This is a genomic window from Rhizobium sp. Leaf371 (assembly GCF_001424045.1).
GTDB lineage: Bacteria > Pseudomonadota > Alphaproteobacteria > Rhizobiales > Rhizobiaceae > Ferranicluibacter.
This window is the reverse complement of record NZ_LMQB01000001.1, coordinates 844,849-862,124: the sequence shown is the minus strand read 5'-3', so window position 1 is coordinate 862,124 and position 17,276 is coordinate 844,849. Positions and strand designations below refer to the sequence as shown.

Sequence of the window (17,276 nt, the reverse complement as noted above, 5' to 3'; positions counted from 1 at the left end):
CGGCTGACATCAAAACGACGGTATCGCCTGTGCCGCCTCGTCCCGGGCGAGGAAGCCGCCGGACTGCCGCGACCAGAGTTCGGCATAGAGCCCCTTCTCGGCGATCAGCTGCGCATGCGTGCCGTCCTGCACGATCGCGCCGGCATCCATCACGATCAGCCGGTCGAGCGCCGCGATGGTCGAGAGCCGGTGCGCGATGGCCAGCACGGTCTTGCCCTGCATCAGGGCGTCCAGATTGTCCTGGATGGCGGCTTCCACCTCCGAATCGAGCGCCGACGTCGCCTCGTCGAGCACGAGAATCGGCGCGTCCTTCAGCATGACGCGGGCAATGGCGATGCGCTGGCGTTGACCGCCCGAGAGCTTGATGCCCCGCTCGCCCACATGCGCATCGAATCCGGTCCGCCCGCGCTGGTCTTCCAGCCGCTCGATGAAAGTGAGCGCTTCCGCCTGCTCCGCCGCAAGCCGCAAGGCGCGATCGTCCGCGTCCGGCCGACCGAAGAGGATGTTGTCGCGAATCGAGCGATGCAGCAGAGAGGTGTCCTGGCTGACCATGCCGATCTGCGCGCGAAGCGATTCCTGGCGAACGCCGGCAATGTCCTGTCCGTCGATCGTGATCCGCCCGCCCTCGAGGTCGTAGAAGCGCAGCAGCAGGTTGACGAGCGTCGATTTGCCCGCGCCCGAGCGCCCGACGATCCCGACTTTCTCTCCCGGCCGGATCGTCAGCGAGAGATCGTCGATGACGCCCTTTTCGCGCCCGTAATGAAAGCGGATCGCCTCGAACGCGATGCCCGGCTCCCGCACGAGAAGATCCGGCGCCTGCGGCCGGTCCACGAGGTCGATCGGCTGCGCGATCATGTCGGCCGCGTTCTGGATCGTCCCGATATTGCGCATGATGCCGTTGAACTGCACCATCATCCGCGACAGCAGGAAATTGAGCCTGAGCACGAGCGCCAGCGTGAAGGCCACGGCGCCCGAGCTGATCGACCCCGCCAGCCACAGATGCACGCTGAGGGCCGCCATCGTCACGATCATGATGCCGGAGAGCAGCGCCATCGACGCCCGCACCCCGGTGATGAACCGGGTGAACCGCAGCGTCGTCGCCTGGAACGTGTCGAAACCGTCGCGCATATAGCGGTCGTTTTCCTCGTCCCGCCCGAACAGTTTCAGCGTCTGGATATTGGAATAGGCGTCGACCATCCGGCCGGACAGCATGGAGGAAGCCTCCGCCGTTTCCTTGGAATGCGCCCGGATGCGCGGCACGAAAAAGCGCGCCAGCGCGGCAAAGACGACGAGCCAGACGAGCACGACTGCGGCCATCGTCAGGTCGAGCTGCCCGACCAGCACCAGCGTCGAGACGGAGTAGATCCCGACGAACCAGACGCTTTCCATCAGCGATGTCACCACGTCGCCCGCCGCCTGCCCGCCCGACCAGACCTTGGTGACGATGCGTCCGGAAAAATCGTTCTGGAAGAAGGAAACCGATTGCCGCGCCACATGCAGATAGGATTGCCAGCGCACAAGATTGTAGAAGCCGGGCGTGATGATCTGCTGATCGACCAGCGCCATGACGAGCGTCACGACGAAACGGACGATGCCGATGAGAAACAGCATCCCCACCAGCTCCCGCCCGTGGTTCGCCAGCAAGCCCTCCCAGCCTGCCGACCGATCGACCGTCGCCAGGATATCCACGAGCCGCCCGACGAACCAGAACAAGGCCGCCTCGATCGCCGCGCTCATCCCGCCGAGCACCAGCATGGCGACGAACGGCGCCTTGGCCTGCCGGATATAGAACCAGATGAACCCCACCAACCCCCGCGGCGGCTGCAGGGCCGCCTTGTGCGCGAAGGGCTCGATCCAGGTTTCGAAATAGCGGAAGACGGGGCGCAGGAACATGCCGGGGAATATACGCGCCGGACCTGTCACGGCAATGCACGCGCGCCGCCGACGCGCGTTAAATTCCGTCCATGATCGGACGATCTGTCACCTCATGCGGCCGGCCCCTCATCTGCCTGCCCGCATCGTCTCCCCGCTTGGCGGGGAAACGAGACCCGGAGCGCCCGCCCCAGGCCGCGACCACGTTCCCTCTCCCCGCCAAGCGGGGAGAGGGCTAGGGTGAGGGGCAGCCAAGTCCAAGGAGCCCCGACAGAAAGCACGGCAGGCCGCAAAACCGAGGCCCGCTACTCCGCCGCCTCGTCCGCCGCGTCGTCGTCTTCCCGCAGGAAGCCGCCCGACTGGCGGGACCAGAGATCCGCATAGAGCCCCTTGGTCGAGACCAGCTCGGCATGGGTGCCGGTCTGGATGATCTCGCCCTGTTCGAGGATGACGAGCCGGTCCATCTCCGTCAGCGTCGACAGCCGGTGGGCGATCGCGATGACGGTCTTGCCGGACATCAGGGCGAACAGGTTCTCCTGGATCGCCTGCTCCACTTCCGAATCGAGCGCCGAGGTCGCCTCGTCGAGGATCAGGATCGGCGCGTCCTTGAGGAACACGCGCGCGATCGCGATCCGCTGGCGCTGGCCGCCGGACAGCTTGACGCCGCGCTCGCCGACCTGCGCATCGAGACCCTTGCGGCCCTGGTTGTCCTCCAGGATCGAAATGAAGTCCCAGGCGTTCGCCCGCTTGGCGGCCGCGACGATCTCCGCGTCGCTCGCTTCCGGCCGTCCATAGGCGATGTTGTCGCGAATGGAGCGGTGCAGCAGCGAGGTATCCTGCGTCACGACGCCGATCTGGCGGCGCAGGCTGTCCTGCGTCACCTTGGCGATGTCCTGACCGTCGATCAGGATATGCCCCGATGTGAGGTCGTAGAACCGCAGGAGCACGTTCATCAGCGTCGTCTTGCCGGCCCCGGACCGGCCGACCAGGCCGACTTTCTCGCCCGGCGCGATCGACAGCGACAGCCGGTCGATGACCTTCTTGTGCTTGCCGTAGTCGAAGCCGATGGCATCGAAGACGATCCCGCCGCGCGCGGCATCGAGCACCTTGGCGTCGGGCACATCGACGATGTCGTGCGCCTTCGTCATCATCGCCATGCCGTCATAGACCGTGCCGATGTTTTCGAACAGCGCCGAGACCTCCCACATCACCCATTGCGACATGCCGTTGATGCGCATGGCGAGCGAGACGGCGATCGCGATCGAGCCGATCGAGACGTCGCTCGTCATCCACAGGTGAATGCCGAGCGCCGCGATGGCAAACAGCGCGATGCAGTTGTTGGTATAGACCAGCACGTGGAACAGCGTGACCTTGCGCATCTGCTTGTGCACGGTGCCGAGAAACGCGTCCATGCTGTCCTTGGCATAGACCTCTTCCCGGCCGGCATGCGAGAACAGCTTCACCGTCGCGATGTTGGTGTAGCTGTCGACGATCCGCCCCGTCATCATCGAGCGCGTATCGGCCTGCTCCTTCGAGATCTTGCGCAGGCGCGGCACGAAGTAGGCGACGATGGCGATGTAGCAGATCATCCAGACGACGAGCGGCGCGAGCAGCCGCCAGTCGGCCGCCGCCACCACGACGAGCATCGAGACGAAATAGCTGACGACATAGACGAAGACGTCGAGGATCTTCATCACCGTCTCGCGAACGGCAAGCGAGGTCTGCATGACCTTGGTCGCGACCCGGCCGGCAAATTCGTTCGCAAAGAACGTCATGCTCTGCCGCAGCAGGTAGCGATGCATCTGCCAGCGCGCGATCATCGGATAATTGCCGAGCAGGATCTGGTGCATGACCATGGAGTTCAGCGCCACGATGCCCGGCAGGCCGACGAGGATGATCGCACCCATGATCATCAGGCGCGTCCCCTCCGTCTGGAAGAACGTGTTCCGGTCGGCCGCCGCCAACCAGTCGACGAGGCTGCCGAGGAACTGGAAGAGCGCGACTTCGCCGACGGCGATCAGCATGGCGCAGACCGCCATGATCAGCAGCCACGGGGCTGCGGGTTTGGAATAGTGCCAGCAAAAGGCGACCAGACCCTCCGGAGGTGCCTTCGGCTCCTCCGCGGGATAGGCTTCGAGGCGGGATTCAAACCAGCCGAACATGATCAGGCTCCAAAAACAGGAGATTCCGGAGCGATCCTTGAGGCCGAAAAGCGGTCGTGTCAGGGATCGCGGCGAGAAAGTGGGTGTTTGGAAGGCGGAAACATCCGCATTCGGAATAATGAAGCCGCAATCGGCGTCAGGCGGGGTTCACGGGGATCGCTGCTGGAAAGCACGATCGAACCTTGGCGAGCGGCGCTGGTATATCCGGAAACGGAGAAGAAGCGGCGCGAACCGGTTAGCGGTGCGAGGCGGTCCGAACGGGTCGGAGCCACATCACCCGGAGGTTGACGGTCACTGAGATATCCATGCAATCCTCCATCAGGTTCGTGTGGGCGCTGACAGTCTCTTAACGAAATTTTCACGGCCGCACCAGATCGGCCTTCACCTTTTTTCGCGATCAAGGGCGACGGATCTTGCGCTGTTGCCAATTCGGCACGGATCGCCTACCGCACAGTCATGCTGCGCATCGCTCTCTACCAGCCCGACATTGCCGGAAACACCGGCACCATTCTGCGCCTCGCCGCCTGCCTCGGCCTCGGCGTCGATATCGTCGAGCCGGCCGGTTTCGACCTGTCGGACAGGAACCTCAAGCGTGCCGGCCTCGATTATCTCGCCTCGGTCACGCTCGCACGCCACGTCAACTGGCTGTCGTTCGAGGAGGAGCGCCAGCGACAGGGCCGGCGGCTGGTGCTGGCGAGCACCAAGGCGGCCCTGCCCTATACCCGCTTTGCCTTCAGCGCCGATGACACGCTGCTTTTCGGCCGCGAGAGCGCCGGCGTGCCGGACACGGTCCATGCGGCGGCCGATGCGCGCGTCGTCATTGCCATGGTCGAGGGTCAGCGCTCGCTCAACCTCGCCATGTCGGTGGCCATGATAACGGGGGAAGCCCTGCGGCAGACGACGCCGGCCTAATCCGCCGTCGGCAGCCGGCGCATGGTGAATTCGATCCGGTCGCCGTCGAGCCGGCGCCAGCTTTCCACCTCGGTCCAGTAGGCCGCCTTGGGATAATGCTCGAACCATTCCAGCGCCTTTTGCCGCGCGGCAATGCGATCGAGCAGAAACGTCTCGCGAACGAACAGACCGCCGCCGGTCGCTGCCTGCCGATCGCGATGCCGCGCGATCTGCCGCTTCAACCCGTCAAGCGAGGGCGGTGCCGGAGGTCTTGCCATGCCACGCCCTTTCGTCTCGGGAAAACCGGTGGTGAGACCAAGATAGGCACCGCGGCGCGGCTTTGCGAGTCGAATCGTCGCGCCGGGAATCCCGTAAAACAACGGGATAGGTTTGGCCGGCGATTCCGCTCGTCACGGAAATGGTCTAGAAATGGTCGAACGCCACGCACCAAGGACCGCCGCGATGGAACGACCCGATCTGCCACCCGGCCTGCCGGACGATATCGAGGACAAGAAGCTGCGCGCCCGCGCCTGGTTCGAGAGCCTGCGCGACACGATCTGCACAGCGCTCGAGACGATCGAGGACGACCTCACAGGCCCCCTCGCCGACGAGCCTCCGGGCCGTTTCGAACAAAAACCCTGGGCCCGCGATGGCGGCGAAGGCGGTGGTGGCGTCATGTCGATGATGGCCGGGCGCGTCTTCGAAAAGGTGGGCGTCCACACCTCCACCGTCCATGGCGAGTTTTCCCCGGAATTTCGCGCCCAGATCCCCGGCGCCACCGACGATCCCCGCTTCTGGGCCTCCGGCATTTCGCTGATCGCCCATCCGGTCAATCCCAACGTGCCCGCCGTGCACATGAACACGCGCATGGTGGTGACCACCAGCCAGTGGTTCGGCGGCGGCGCCGACCTCACCCCGGTTCTCGATCGCCGCCGCGTCATGACCGACCCGGACACGATCCTCTTCCACAAGGGCTTGGAAATCGCCTGCGGTCGCCACGCGGTCGCCGATCACGCCCGCTACAAGGCCTGGTGCGACGAGTATTTCTTCCTGAAACACCGCAACGAGCCGCGCGGCACAGGCGGCATTTTCTATGACTGGCTGCATTCCCCGGACGAACAGGGCGGCTGGGAGGCGGATTTCGCCTTCACCCAGGATGTCGGCCGGGCCTTTGCCATGCTCTACCCGAAAATCGTCCGCGCCAACGTCAACAATCCCTGGACGGAAGAGGATCGCGACGAGCAGCTCGTGCGGCGCGGGCGCTATGTCGAGTTCAACCTGCTCTACGACCGCGGCACCATCTTCGGCCTGAAGACCGGCGGCAACGTCGAATCGATCCTGTCCTCGCTGCCCCCCGTCGTCCGCTATCCCTGACGCGCTCGGTGGCGCGGTTCGCGCGCGCAACCATTCGTCGCCAGAGACGTTTGCCCGATGACAGCGCTGTGCGCCCGGAGGCGCGGGATCAAAGGCGCGGGATCAGAGGAGACAACACGATGGTCTACAAGGAACGGACGTTTTTCGGCACGGATCCGGGTGATGCCGCGGCCAATCAGCCGGCGGATCTGGAGGCGCGCGTCGCCGATACGCTCGCCGCCATGCGGGATGCCGAGGTCAGCGACGTCAGCGTCGTCGCGCGCGGCAGTACCATCGTCCTTGCCGGCTTCATCGGCTCGCCCGACGAGGCCGACCGCGCGGTGGACGCCGCGAAATCCGTCGAGGGTGTCGATGCTGTGATCAACCAGATGACGATCCCGCCCTTGCGCGGCTGAGGCGCGCTGGATTCTCGCGCAGGAAAGACGGTACGACGCCAGGGCGCGTCGTGCCTGAAAAGGCCGGACCGCCTGCGGCGGCGCATCGCGGATCGTCAGATCGCGGTCAGCGTCCAGCGGACGATATCCGCAACCACGTCGGCCGCCGCGCGGTCGAGACCCTTGATATAGGCCGGTGCCTCGGTGCCGGTCACCGGCACGGTGGCGCGGAACGCCTTCTGGGCCCGGACCGTGCCGTTGCGGTCGTTGACGATCTTGGCGAAGATTTCGACCACGGCGGTGCGCGACCCCGTGGTGTCCACCTCGAAGGAGCGGATTTCGGTCACGACCTGGTAGTCGATCGCCAGGCCCTCGCCGGGCTTGCCGACGCCGCCGACCTTGCCGGTGTTCTCGAAGGCCTGCACCAGCTTCGACTGGACCATGCGCGGCAGCCGGTCGCCCCACTGCGATTTTGCCAGATATTGCAGCTCGGAGCCCGAAAGACGGATGACGATCTGGTCGCTGTCGAGCGCCTTCAGCGCCGTCGGCTCGGGCACCAGGATCTGCTTGCTGGTGGCCGCCGGTCCCTGCACCGAGGGAACGGAGGACAGGCTGTAGGTGTCGTTGTTGGCCTTGCCCGCGCAGGCACTCAGCGGTGCCGCAACGAGAAGAAGAGCCAGAGCCCGGAGGAAACGCGATTTACCAGTACCGTTGACGTCCGGAAACATACAGCCATGACCCTTATTGATGGGGAGCAATCTAAGCGGCGACTTGAACAAGACAAGGGCGAAACGCCCCCATGGCATCGCCCGTAGCGCGGAAAAGCGACAAGCTGTGCAGCCATGTCACGATTCGTGCAGCAACGCGTCGCAAGAACACGCGCCGTGCGTCAAGCGACGGCTCTCAAGCGTGCAAAAAGCGCACGATCCGCGATGAAACCGGCGGTCGCTGCCGCCGGTTCAGCCTGCACCCGAATCACGCGAACCCTCGAGGGCGCCTTAGCGACGCGTGCGGCCGTCATACTGCTTGACCGTCTCGCCACCGAAAAGAAGCCGCTGCGGGTTCTTGTCGAAGGTGGAGATGGTGCTGTCGAGCGACTGGACCGTGCGGCGGGTGTCGTCTACCAGAGCCTCGATGTCGCGCAGGCCGGAACTCGTGAAGCGCTTCAGATTGTTGGCGATCGGGCCGATCTGGGCGTTGATGTTGTCGGCCACGCTGCGGAACGAGGCAAGCGTCTGGCGGGCGTCCTGCGAGATGCCGGGCGCGTCCGCATCGCCGAGGAAGCCGTCGAGCTTGACGAGGATGCCATCGACGCGGCTCGATGCGGCGTTCAGCTTGTTGGCCATCTGCGTCACGTCGGTGATGGTCTGGTCGATTTCCGGCTGCCGCTCCCGCACGCTGTCGGCCAGCGACGCGAAGGTCGAGATGGCGCGACGGGCGTCGGCGCTCGCAACCGAGGCATCGTTGATGACGTTGCCGACCTTCTGCGAATCGACCGCGCCCAGCAGCGTATCGACCTTGGCGAGCGTCGTCGTCGCATTGGCGCCGAAGCGCTCGTATGTCTCGGCGGTCTTGCGGATCGTCGCGATCGTGTCGGACACGCCGGCGGAGGCCGCGGTCAGCTCGTCGCTCATGCGGGCGACGTTGGAGACGATGCGGTTCACGTCCTGCGGATTGACGGATTTCACCAGCGCATCGGCGGAGGTGAGCGTCGAATCGAGTTTTTCGGCCGCACTGTTGATCGAGTCCGACAGCGCACTGACGCTTTCGAGGAATTTGTCGATGCCTTCCGAATTGTCGGCCAGCGACTTCGAGAAGCGTTCCGCATTGGTAATGGTGCCGGTCAGCGGTCCGCGGACGTCGGAGACGAAGCCCTGGATATCGCCGATGGCGTCGTTGGCGCGGTCCATGATCTTGTCGGCGGTCGCCAGCAGGCTGGTCACGCTCGACTGGTCGGCCTGAATCTGCGCCGAGGTGCCTTCGTCCAGCGCCTTGCGCAGGATGCTCGGCTCGCCCTTGTTGCCGCCGCTGAGCTCGATATAGGCAGCCCCCGTCAGGCCCTGCACTTCGAGCGTCGCCTTGGTCGAGGTCAGAACCGGTGCATCGGCCGAGACCTCCGTCACCGCCACCGAATAGCGCGGATCGTTGGCATTGATCGCGAGACTGCGGACGCTGCCGACCGGGATGCCGTTGAAGCGCACGGGCGAACCGACGCTCAGGCCGTTGGCCGAGCCGGGAATGCTCACCACGAGTTCCACCATCTCGCCGCCGCGGCCGAACTGGGACATCCAGTAGACGAACCCGAAGGCGGCGACGATCACGGCGATGGTGAAGAATCCGACGATCGTGTAATTGGCTTTGGTTTCCATCTTTGGCGTCTACCCTGTGGCCGCTCGGGCCTTATTGGAACTGTCTGAAAGTCTTGGGGACCGGTCAGCCCGCGCGCCCGTTCTGCCGGCTGCCCTGCGGGTTGCCTTGTCGGTTGCCCTGCGGGTTGGCTTGCCGATTGCCCGGCCGATCGCCCGGCGTGTCGTTCTCATGGCGCTGCGGCGCGTTCGCATCGTGGTGGCGCAGGTCCTCGCCGTCGTCGCGCACGATCGAGCGCGCCCGCTTGCCGCGGAAGTAGGACTGCACCCAGTCGTCGTCGGAGGCGAGCATGTCCTCGATCGTCCCCTCCACCATGACCTTCTTGTTGCCGAGAACCGCGATGCGGTCGCAGACGGAGAAGAGGCTGTCGAGGTCGTGAGTCACCATATACACGGTCAGCCCCAGAGTGTCGCGCAGCCGGGCGATCAATTCATCGAACTCGGCCGCGCCGATCGGGTCGAGGCCCGAGGTCGGCTCGTCGAGGAAGACGAGGTCCGGATCGAGCGCCAGCGCCCGCGCAAGGGCCGCACGCTTGATCATGCCGCCGGAAAGCTCTGAGGGAAACTTGTCGGCCGCTTCCGGCGCAAGGCCGACGAGCTCGATCTTCAGCCGCGCCAGATCGTCCATGATCTCCTGCGGCAGGTCGAGATATTCCCGCATCGGAACCTGGATGTTCTCCTTCACCGTCAGCGACGAGAACAAGGCGCCGTGCTGGAACAGCACGCCGAGCCGCGTGTCGAGCTCGACGCGCTCTTCCTCGCTCACCGCATCATATTCGGCCCCGAGAATCTCGATCTTGCCGGAGCGGCGCGGCAGCAGCCGCAGCACGGTGCGCATCAGCACCGACTTGCCGGTGCCCGAAGGACCGACGAAGCCGAGGATCTCGCCGCGATAGATATCGAGGTTCAGCGCATCCAGAACGACATTGGACCCGAAGGCGACCGTCAGGTCCTTGACGGACAGGATGACCTCGCGCTCGCCCTCGCCCTTGCCAGTCCCACCGGTCTCCCGGGGTCCGCGCTCGTCCGTCCGGTCCGGCGTCTGCGCGGCCGGGGTCTGCGTCTCGTCGGCGGTCTGCATCGATGTCGCCTCCATCAGAAATTGATCGCCGAATAGAAGATGGCGAAGAGGGCGTCGATGAGGATGACCACGAAGATCGACTTCACCACCGATTGCGTCACGTGCTTGCCGAGCGATTCGGCGCTGCCGCCGACCTTCATGCCTTCGACCGAGGCGACGATGCCGATGATCAGCGCCATGAAGGGCGCCTTGATCATGCCCGCCAGCACCGAGGAATAATCGACCGCCTCCTGCAGGCGCGCCAGGAAGGTGGAGAGCGTGATGCCGGAATAGATATTGACCACCATGGCCGCACCGGCGAGCGCCGCGAAATTGGCGATGATCGTCAGAAGCGGCAGGGCGATGGTCAGCGCCACGAGGCGGGGGAAGACGAGAATGCCGATGGGGCTGAGACCCATGACCTTCAGCGCGTCGATCTCCTCGCGCATCTTCATCGAGCCGACTTCGGCCGTGATCGCGCTGCCGGAACGCCCCGCGATCATGATGGCGGTCAGGAGCACGCCGATTTCGCGCAGCTGCAGGATGCCGACGAGATCGACCACGAAGAGTTCGGCGCCGAAATAGCGCAGCTGGAAGGCACCCTGCTGCGCGATGATCGCGCCGATCAGGAAGGACATCAGCGTGATGATCGGCACGGCCTGGACGCCCATGCGGTCGATCTGGTTGATGATTGCGGCCGGCGACAGCCCGCTGTGGCGACCCACCTTCAGCTGCGCGCCGCGCACGGCCGAGCCGACGATGTACATCGCCGCGACCATGTCGTCCCACATCGACAGGACGGCCTTGCCGATCGGCTGGAACGCGCGGTCGGCGAGCGTGCGCGGCGGGCCATCGTCTGCCTGCGGTTCGCGCAGTTCGGCCGGCAGCGCCTTCACCAATTCGAGATAGCCGGCATTGCCGCCGTCGAGCGTCACCGCTTCATCGCCGCCGAGCTTCGTCATGAAGCGGCGGATGATCCACGCGCCGGCCGTGTCCATCGCGGCGATGTCGGACAGGTCGAATCGTACCTGCGCGCCCTGCGGCCCGCCGGCGGGTTTCGCCATTTCGTCCAGGCGCTTGACCACGGGGGGCAGGCCGGACGCGCGCCAGTTGCCGCCGAAACGATAGACCGTGTCCCCCTTCTCGCCGGAATCGTCGCGTTCGACGGTCGCTTCAGTCTTGACGAGGGTTTTGGTCACGCGGTTCTGGATTCTCTGTGCAAAGGTTGCATCGGTGTCGATCAGCAAACACTCATAGCGACTGCCGCTGACGATGTCACCGATGGAAAGGGGGCGAAGGACAAAGGTTAAGACAGGCAGTTGACGACCGTGATGTCGATGCCACGTTCTCCGGCAGGATCGTTGAGAAAGTTCGTTTCGGAAGGGCTATACGCAGATGACCACGCTTGAGATCACCGTCGAACATTTTCCCATTGCGGGCGCGTTCACCATTTCGCGCGGCTCCAAGACGGCGGCCTCCGTCGTCACCTGCCGGCTGCGCGAGGGCGGGTCGAGCGGCATCGGCGAATGCGTCCCCTATGGCCGCTACGGCGAGACGATCGAAAGTGTGGTCGAGGCCATCGAAGCCTGCCGCCACGCGATCGAGCGCGGCATCGGCCGGGCGGAACTCGCCCGCATCATGCCGCCCGGCGCCGCCCGCAATGCGGTCGATTGCGCGATGTGGGATCTGGAGGCGAAGAAGAGCGCCCTGCCCGTCTGGCAGCTCGCCGGCCTGTCCCTGCCGCAGCCGCTCGTCACCGCCTATACGATTTCGCTGGCCGACGCCGAGACCATGGCCGCGCGCGCCGCAGAGGCCGCCTTCCGTCCGCTGCTCAAGGTCAAGGTCGGCACCGCCGACGACACCGCCCGCATCCGTGCCGTGCGACGGGCCGCGCCCGAAACGATCCTCGTTCTCGATGCGAACGAGGCCTGGACGGAAGACAATCTCGCCGCCCATTTCGCCGTCTGCGAGGAAGCCGGCATCGCGCTCGTCGAGCAGCCGCTGCCGGCCGGCCGCGACGAGATCCTGGCCCGCCTTTCCCGGCCCGTCCCCGTCTGTGCCGATGAAAGCGTCCACACCATCGCCGATCTCGATCACCTCGCCGGCCGCTACGACGCCGTCAACATCAAGCTCGACAAGACCGGCGGCCTCACCCACGCCTTCGACATGCGCGACCGGGCGCGGGCATTGGGCCTCGACGTCATGGTCGGCTGCATGGTGGGCACCTCGCTTGCCATGGCGCCCGCGGCGCTCGTCGCGCAGGGTGCGGCCTTCGTCGATCTCGACGGCCCGCTTTTATTGTCGCGCGATCGCGAGCCCGGCCTGCGCTACGAAGGCTCGCTGCTCATGCCGCTGGAGCCGGAACTCTGGGGCTGAAGCGTCCAGGCGACGATCAGGAGCGCAAAGCCGATGAAGGCGGCGACGGCCATGGCGAGGAAGCCGTGCACCCCGAACCAGCCGTAGAAAATGCCGGAGACGAAGGTGCAGAGCGCGGTGAACATGCCCGTATAGAAGAAATAGAGCCCCTGTGCCGCCGTCTCCTGCCGCTCCGCCACGCGCCGCACCAGCATGGTCTGCAGCCCCGTATGCATGATCGCATAGGTGAAGGCATGGGCGCATTGCAGCGCGAAATAGCCCCAGAAGCCGAGATCGAGCGGGAAGAGCAGCCAGCGCAGGATGGCGAGGCCCGCACCCGTGAAGATCATCGCCCAGAGGCTGACCCGGACGAGAATCATCTTGGCGGCCACGAACATCGCGATCTCCGCCGCAACCCCGGCGCTCCAGAGCAGCCCGACCTCCGTTCCGGAAAAGCCGATGCTCGTCCAGTAAAGCGCCGAAAACGCAAACAGCATGCCGTGGCTGCCGTTCACCAGCCCGACGCCCATCAGCAGCAGCTGGATATCCAGCGCCCGCAAGGCCTTTGGCGGGGGATCGGCAAGCGTCGTCAGCGTGGACGGGCGACGCGGGGCGCCGACCCGCGGCGCCAGAAACGTCACCGCGACCATGGCGACGAAACCGACCGTCATCGCCGGCAGCACCATCGCGCCACCGAACCGGCTCATCAGCGCGCCGCCGATCATCGTCGCGCAGATGAAGGCGATCGACCCCCAGAGCCGCATCCGCGCATAGTCGAACCCCCAGCGCCGCACGCCGGTCAGCGCCACGGCCTCGACGATCGGCACATAGGGCGAATAGACCACGCCCTGCAGCGTATAGACGACGAGAACCACCCAGAACCCGTGGGAGACGAACAGCCCGAGCGCCGTCAGAAGCGACAGGCCGGCCGACCAGAGCAACAGCCGCGTCCGCTCTCCGAGCCTGTCCGCGATCATGCCCGCGACCGGCGCCGAAAACACCCGCACGAACATCGGCACCGCGAGGATGATCGAGATCTGCGCCGCGTCGAACGACAGCGACGACAGCCAGACGGGAAAGAACGGCATGGCAAAGCCGTTGATGAACAGCGGCGCACTGAAAAGCAGCGCGATCCGGACCACGAATCGCGACGGCGGGGCCGGCTCGGACAGCCGGGACGGGAAAGGAGAATCCATCGGGAACGACCTGCTGCAACCATCCAGAGACCGGAATCGGTGTCGGGATGCTCTTCTCCGGCCGGTATTATGCGTTCCACCGGAGCGGAGCACGTCATTTTTGACGGAGAGCGCGGGAATATCGCCCTGCCGGTCATCCCGACTCCGACACCATCCGGCGCCGGGCACGTCGCCGGGCACGTCGCCTCAAGCGGCGTGACGCGCGAGAAACGACCCGACCAGAGCCTGCGCCTCGCTGGTGTCCTCGGTCGCCTGCGGCACACCGGCCAGCACGTTCCAGGTGATCAGCTCCATGCGTCCGTCCGCATGCTCGGCGATCGCCGTGCAGCTTTCCACCCAGTCGCCGGAATTCATGTAGCGGATGCCGTCGATATCCTCGATCACGGCATGGTGGATATGTCCGCAGACCACGCCGTCCGCCTCGGCCTTGCGGGCTTCGGCCGCAACCACCGTCTGGAACGCGCCGATGAAGTTGACCGCGTGCTTGACCTGCTGCTTTGCCCAGGCCGAGAACGACCAGTAGGGCATGCCGAGCCGCCGGCGCACGGCGGCCAGACCGATATTGATGACGATCGCCGTGTCGTAGGCCCAGTCGCCGAGATAGGCGAGCAGCCGGGCATTGCGCACCACGACGTCGAACTCGTCGCCGTGCAGCACGAGATAGCGCAGACCGTCGGCGCTCTCGTGGATGTGGCGCGAGGCCACTTCGATGCCGCCGAAATGCGTGCCGGGGAAGGCGCGCAGGAACTCGTCGTGATTGCCGGGGATATAGATGATCCGCGTGCCCTTGCGGGCCTTGCGCAGCAGTTTCTGCACCACATCGTTGCAGGATTGCGGCCAGTACCAGGAGCGCTTCAGCCGCCATCCGTCGACGATGTCGCCGACGAGAATGATCGTATCGGCATCGTGCAGCCGCAGGAAGTCGAGCAGGTAATCGGTCTTTGCGGCCTTGGAGCCGAGATGCACGTCGGAAATGAACAGGGTCCGATAGTGCCGGACGGCGGGTTCGCTCACTCTCTTGTCCATCTGGTGTCTCCGCGTTTCAGGTCCTGACATGGTTGAAAACAGACTCCTGTTTCAGGAGCGTGACAATGGCGTCCGGGAACGTGAGAACGCGGCCAAAACCCGACCGGCGAACTGTACGGACCCGCGAAATCATGCCAAAAGGACCCCGTTCAGAGAGAGGGTATTGCGCAATGAGCAGTGGCGATAACACGACGACACCGAAGACACCGGCCGGCGGCGATCTTGACGAACAGGCGCTGTTCTTCCACCGATACCCACGGCCCGGCAAGCTGGAGATCCAGGCCACCAAGCCACTCGGCAACCAGCGCGATCTCGCGCTCGCCTATTCCCCTGGTGTGGCAGCCCCCTGCCTTGCCATCCGCGACGATCCGTCGATGGCGGCCGAATACACGGCCCGGGCGAACCTCGTCGCGGTGGTCTCCAACGGCTCCGCCGTTCTCGGCCTCGGCAATATCGGCCCGCTCGCCTCCAAGCCCGTAATGGAAGGCAAGGCCGTCCTCTTCAAGAAATTCGCCGGCATCGACGTGTTCGACATCGAGATCGACGCGCCGGAAATCGCGCGCATGGTCGATGTCGTCTCGGCGCTGGAGCCGACCTTCGGCGGCATCAATCTCGAGGACATCAAGGCGCCGGAATGTTTCGAGGTCGAGCGTCAGCTGCGCGAGAAGATGGACATCCCCGTCTTCCACGACGACCAGCACGGCACCGCCATCATCGTCGCCGCCGCCATCCTCAACGGCCTGGAACTGGCCGGCAAGGATATCGCCAAGGCGAAGATCGTTACCTCGGGCGCGGGTGCCGCGGCTCTCGCCTGCCTCAATCTCCTGGTCGAACTCGGCGCCATGCGCGAAAACATCTGGGTCCACGATCTCGAAGGCCTCGTCTACGAGGGCCGCGAGGTGCTGATGGACGAGTGGAAGTCGATCTACGCCCAGAAGAGCGACAACCGGGTCCTGGCCGACAGCATCGCCGATGCCGACGTCTTCCTCGGCCTGTCCGCCGCCGGCGTGCTGAAGCCCGAACTGCTCGCGCAGATGGCCGAACGCCCGCTCATCATGGCGCTTGCCAATCCGAACCCGGAGATCATGCCCGATCTCGCCCGCGCCGCCCGGCCGGACGCGATGATCTGCACCGGCCGCTCGGATTTCCCCAACCAGGTCAACAACGTCCTCTGCTTTCCCTACATCTTCCGCGGCGCGCTCGATTGCGGCGCCCGGACGATCAACGAGGAAATGAAGATGGCCGCCGTGCGCGCCATCGCCGGCCTTGCCCGCGAGGAGCCGTCGGACGTCGCCGCCCGCGCTTATTCCGAGGAAACGCCGATCTTCGGGCCGGATTATCTCATCCCCTCGCCCTTCGACCAGCGGCTGATCCTGCGCATCGCCCCGGCGGTCGCCAAGGCTGCCGCCGACAGCGGCGTCGCCGCCCGGCCGATCGCCGATTTCGACGCCTATCTCGACCAGCTGAACCGTTTCGTGTTCCGCTCCGGCTTCATCATGAAGCCGATCTTCACGCTGGCGAAAGCCGCCGAGAAGAAGCGGGTCATCTTCTCGGAAGGCGAGGACGAGCGCGTGCTGCGCGCCGCCCAGGTCCTGCTCGAGGAAGGCACGGCCCTGCCGATCCTCATCGGCCGTCCGCAGATCATCGAATCGCGCCTGAAGCGGTTCGGCCTGCGCATCCGCCCGGAGGTCGATTTCGAGGTCATCAATCCGGAAAGCGACCGCCGCTTCAAGGATTACGTCGACCAGTATCTCTCCATGGTCGGCCGTCTCGGCGTCATCCCGGAAGCCGCCCGCACCACCGTGCGCACCAACTACACCGTCATCGGCGCCCTGGCGCTGAAGCGCGGCGAGGCGGATGCGCTGATCTGCGGCCTCGAAGGCCGCTACAGCCGCCATCTGCGCGACATCGCGCAGATCATCGGCAAGCGGCCCGGCGCGCTCGATTTCTCGGCCATGAGCCTTCTGATCTCGCAGCACGGCGCGACCTTCTTCACCGATACCTTCGTCACCTTCGACCCGACCTCGGAAGAGATCGCGCAGAAGACGATCATGGCGGCCGAGGAGATCAAGCGCTTCGGCATCACCCCGCGCGCCGCCCTCGTCTCCCACTCCAACTTCGGCTCGCGCGAGTCCGAAAGCGCCAGCAAGATGCGCCGGGCGATGGAGTTCGTGCGCGAACTGGCGCCCGATCTGGAAGCCGACGGCGAAATGCACGGCGAATCCGCGATCTCGACGGTCCTGCGCAAGCGGGTCATGCCGAGCACGACGCTGCACGAGGACGCCAACCTCCTCGTCTTCCCCAATCTCGACGCCGCCAACATCACCTTCGGCGTGGTCAAAAGCATGATCGACGGCCTGCATGTCGGGCCGATCCTGCTGGGTGCCGCCCTGCCCGCCCACATCCTCTCGCCCTCGGTCACCTCGCGCGGCGTCGTCAATATGGCGGCCTTGGCCGTGGTAGAAGCGTCACACCCGGTCTGAAGCGTGCGGCAGAACCCTGCGTCCCCGCGAAAGTGATCGCGGGGCGCGTTGCGGCGGACCGGAAAGCGGCTATGATGAACCTTCGACCGCGCCCGGAATGGCGCGGACCTTGCGATC

General features: G+C 65.4%; 14 protein-coding genes. 5 read left to right on the top strand and 9 right to left on the bottom strand.

Going from position 1 to position 17,276, the window contains the following annotated elements; translation table 11 throughout:
• Positions 1-9 precede the first annotated feature (9 nt).
• Entirely contained in the window at positions 10-1,893 is a 1,884-nt protein-coding gene (locus ASG39_RS03825; RefSeq protein ID WP_062592915.1) for an ABC transporter ATP-binding protein, read from the bottom strand.
• Between the two features lie 284 nt (positions 1,894-2,177).
• A complete protein-coding gene (locus ASG39_RS03820) occupies positions 2,178-4,034 on the bottom strand; it encodes an ABC transporter ATP-binding protein (RefSeq protein ID WP_062592913.1) in 1,857 nt (618 codons plus the stop codon).
• A 456-nt stretch (positions 4,035-4,490) separates the two neighbouring features.
• Here ASG39_RS03820 and ASG39_RS03815 point away from each other — a divergent pair, with 456 nt between their 5' ends.
• A complete protein-coding gene (locus tag ASG39_RS03815) occupies positions 4,491-4,946 on the top strand; it encodes a tRNA (cytidine(34)-2'-O)-methyltransferase (RefSeq protein ID WP_062592911.1) in 456 nt (151 codons plus the stop codon).
• Here the strand turns inward: ASG39_RS03815 and ASG39_RS03810 are convergent.
• Positions 4,943-5,203 carry a hypothetical protein gene (locus ASG39_RS03810; protein ID WP_062593429.1) on the bottom strand — a complete coding sequence of 87 codons (261 nt, stop codon included), beginning with the start codon at positions 5,201-5,203 and terminating at the stop codon, positions 4,943-4,945. The genes ASG39_RS03815 and ASG39_RS03810 overlap by 4 nt on opposite strands.
• A gap of 184 nt (positions 5,204-5,387) precedes the next feature.
• Between ASG39_RS03810 and hemF the strand changes: the two genes are divergently transcribed.
• Both hemF and ASG39_RS03800 read left to right on the top strand, forming a co-directional pair.
• Positions 5,388-6,299, top strand: a complete 912-nt coding sequence (gene hemF / locus ASG39_RS03805) for an oxygen-dependent coproporphyrinogen oxidase (RefSeq protein ID WP_062593427.1) — start codon at positions 5,388-5,390, stop codon at positions 6,297-6,299.
• A 119-nt stretch (positions 6,300-6,418) separates the two neighbouring features.
• Positions 6,419-6,694 carry a BON domain-containing protein gene (locus tag ASG39_RS03800; RefSeq protein WP_062592910.1) on the top strand — a complete coding sequence of 92 codons (276 nt, stop codon included), beginning with the start codon at positions 6,419-6,421 and terminating at the stop codon, positions 6,692-6,694.
• Positions 6,695-6,789: 95 nt separating this feature from the next.
• Here ASG39_RS03800 and ASG39_RS03795 read toward each other — a convergent pair whose 3' ends face one another.
• From ASG39_RS03795 to ASG39_RS03780, 4 genes are all read right to left on the bottom strand, one after another.
• Positions 6,790-7,401, bottom strand: coding sequence for an ABC-type transport auxiliary lipoprotein family protein (locus tag ASG39_RS03795; protein WP_062592908.1), 612 nt, complete (start codon positions 7,399-7,401; stop codon positions 6,790-6,792).
• Positions 7,402-7,671: 270 nt separating this feature from the next.
• Complete coding sequence (locus tag ASG39_RS03790; RefSeq protein ID WP_062592906.1) at positions 7,672-9,042, bottom strand: MlaD family protein; 1,371 nt, start codon at positions 9,040-9,042, stop codon at positions 7,672-7,674.
• A 64-nt stretch (positions 9,043-9,106) separates the two neighbouring features.
• The gene (locus tag ASG39_RS03785; protein WP_082476941.1) at positions 9,107-10,120 is read right to left on the bottom strand and encodes an ABC transporter ATP-binding protein; all 1,014 of its coding nucleotides are present in this window, start codon (positions 10,118-10,120) and stop codon (positions 9,107-9,109) included.
• 14 nt (positions 10,121-10,134) lie between these two features.
• Positions 10,135-11,184, bottom strand: a complete 1,050-nt coding sequence (locus ASG39_RS03780) for an ABC transporter permease (RefSeq protein ID WP_244481126.1) — start codon at positions 11,182-11,184, stop codon at positions 10,135-10,137.
• Between the two features lie 310 nt (positions 11,185-11,494).
• On the opposite strand from ASG39_RS03780, the gene dgcA reads away from it, so the two are divergent.
• Positions 11,495-12,475 carry an N-acetyl-D-Glu racemase DgcA gene (gene dgcA / locus ASG39_RS03775; RefSeq protein ID WP_062592904.1) on the top strand — a complete coding sequence of 327 codons (981 nt, stop codon included), beginning with the start codon at positions 11,495-11,497 and terminating at the stop codon, positions 12,473-12,475.
• On the opposite strand, the gene ASG39_RS03770 is transcribed toward dgcA, so the two are convergent.
• Both ASG39_RS03770 and ASG39_RS03765 read right to left on the bottom strand, forming a co-directional pair.
• Complete coding sequence (locus ASG39_RS03770) at positions 12,427-13,650, bottom strand: MFS transporter (RefSeq protein WP_062592902.1); 1,224 nt, start codon at positions 13,648-13,650, stop codon at positions 12,427-12,429. The genes dgcA and ASG39_RS03770 overlap by 49 nt on opposite strands.
• 186 nt (positions 13,651-13,836) lie before the next feature.
• Positions 13,837-14,676, bottom strand: a complete 840-nt coding sequence (locus ASG39_RS03765; RefSeq protein WP_062592900.1) for a UDP-2,3-diacylglucosamine diphosphatase — start codon at positions 14,674-14,676, stop codon at positions 13,837-13,839.
• Between the two features lie 170 nt (positions 14,677-14,846).
• Between ASG39_RS03765 and ASG39_RS03760 the strand changes: the two genes are divergently transcribed.
• Positions 14,847-17,159: an NADP-dependent malic enzyme gene (locus tag ASG39_RS03760; protein ID WP_062592898.1), complete on the top strand. Its 2,313-nt coding sequence runs from the start codon at positions 14,847-14,849 to the stop codon at positions 17,157-17,159.
• Positions 17,160-17,276: the final 117 nt, after the last annotated feature.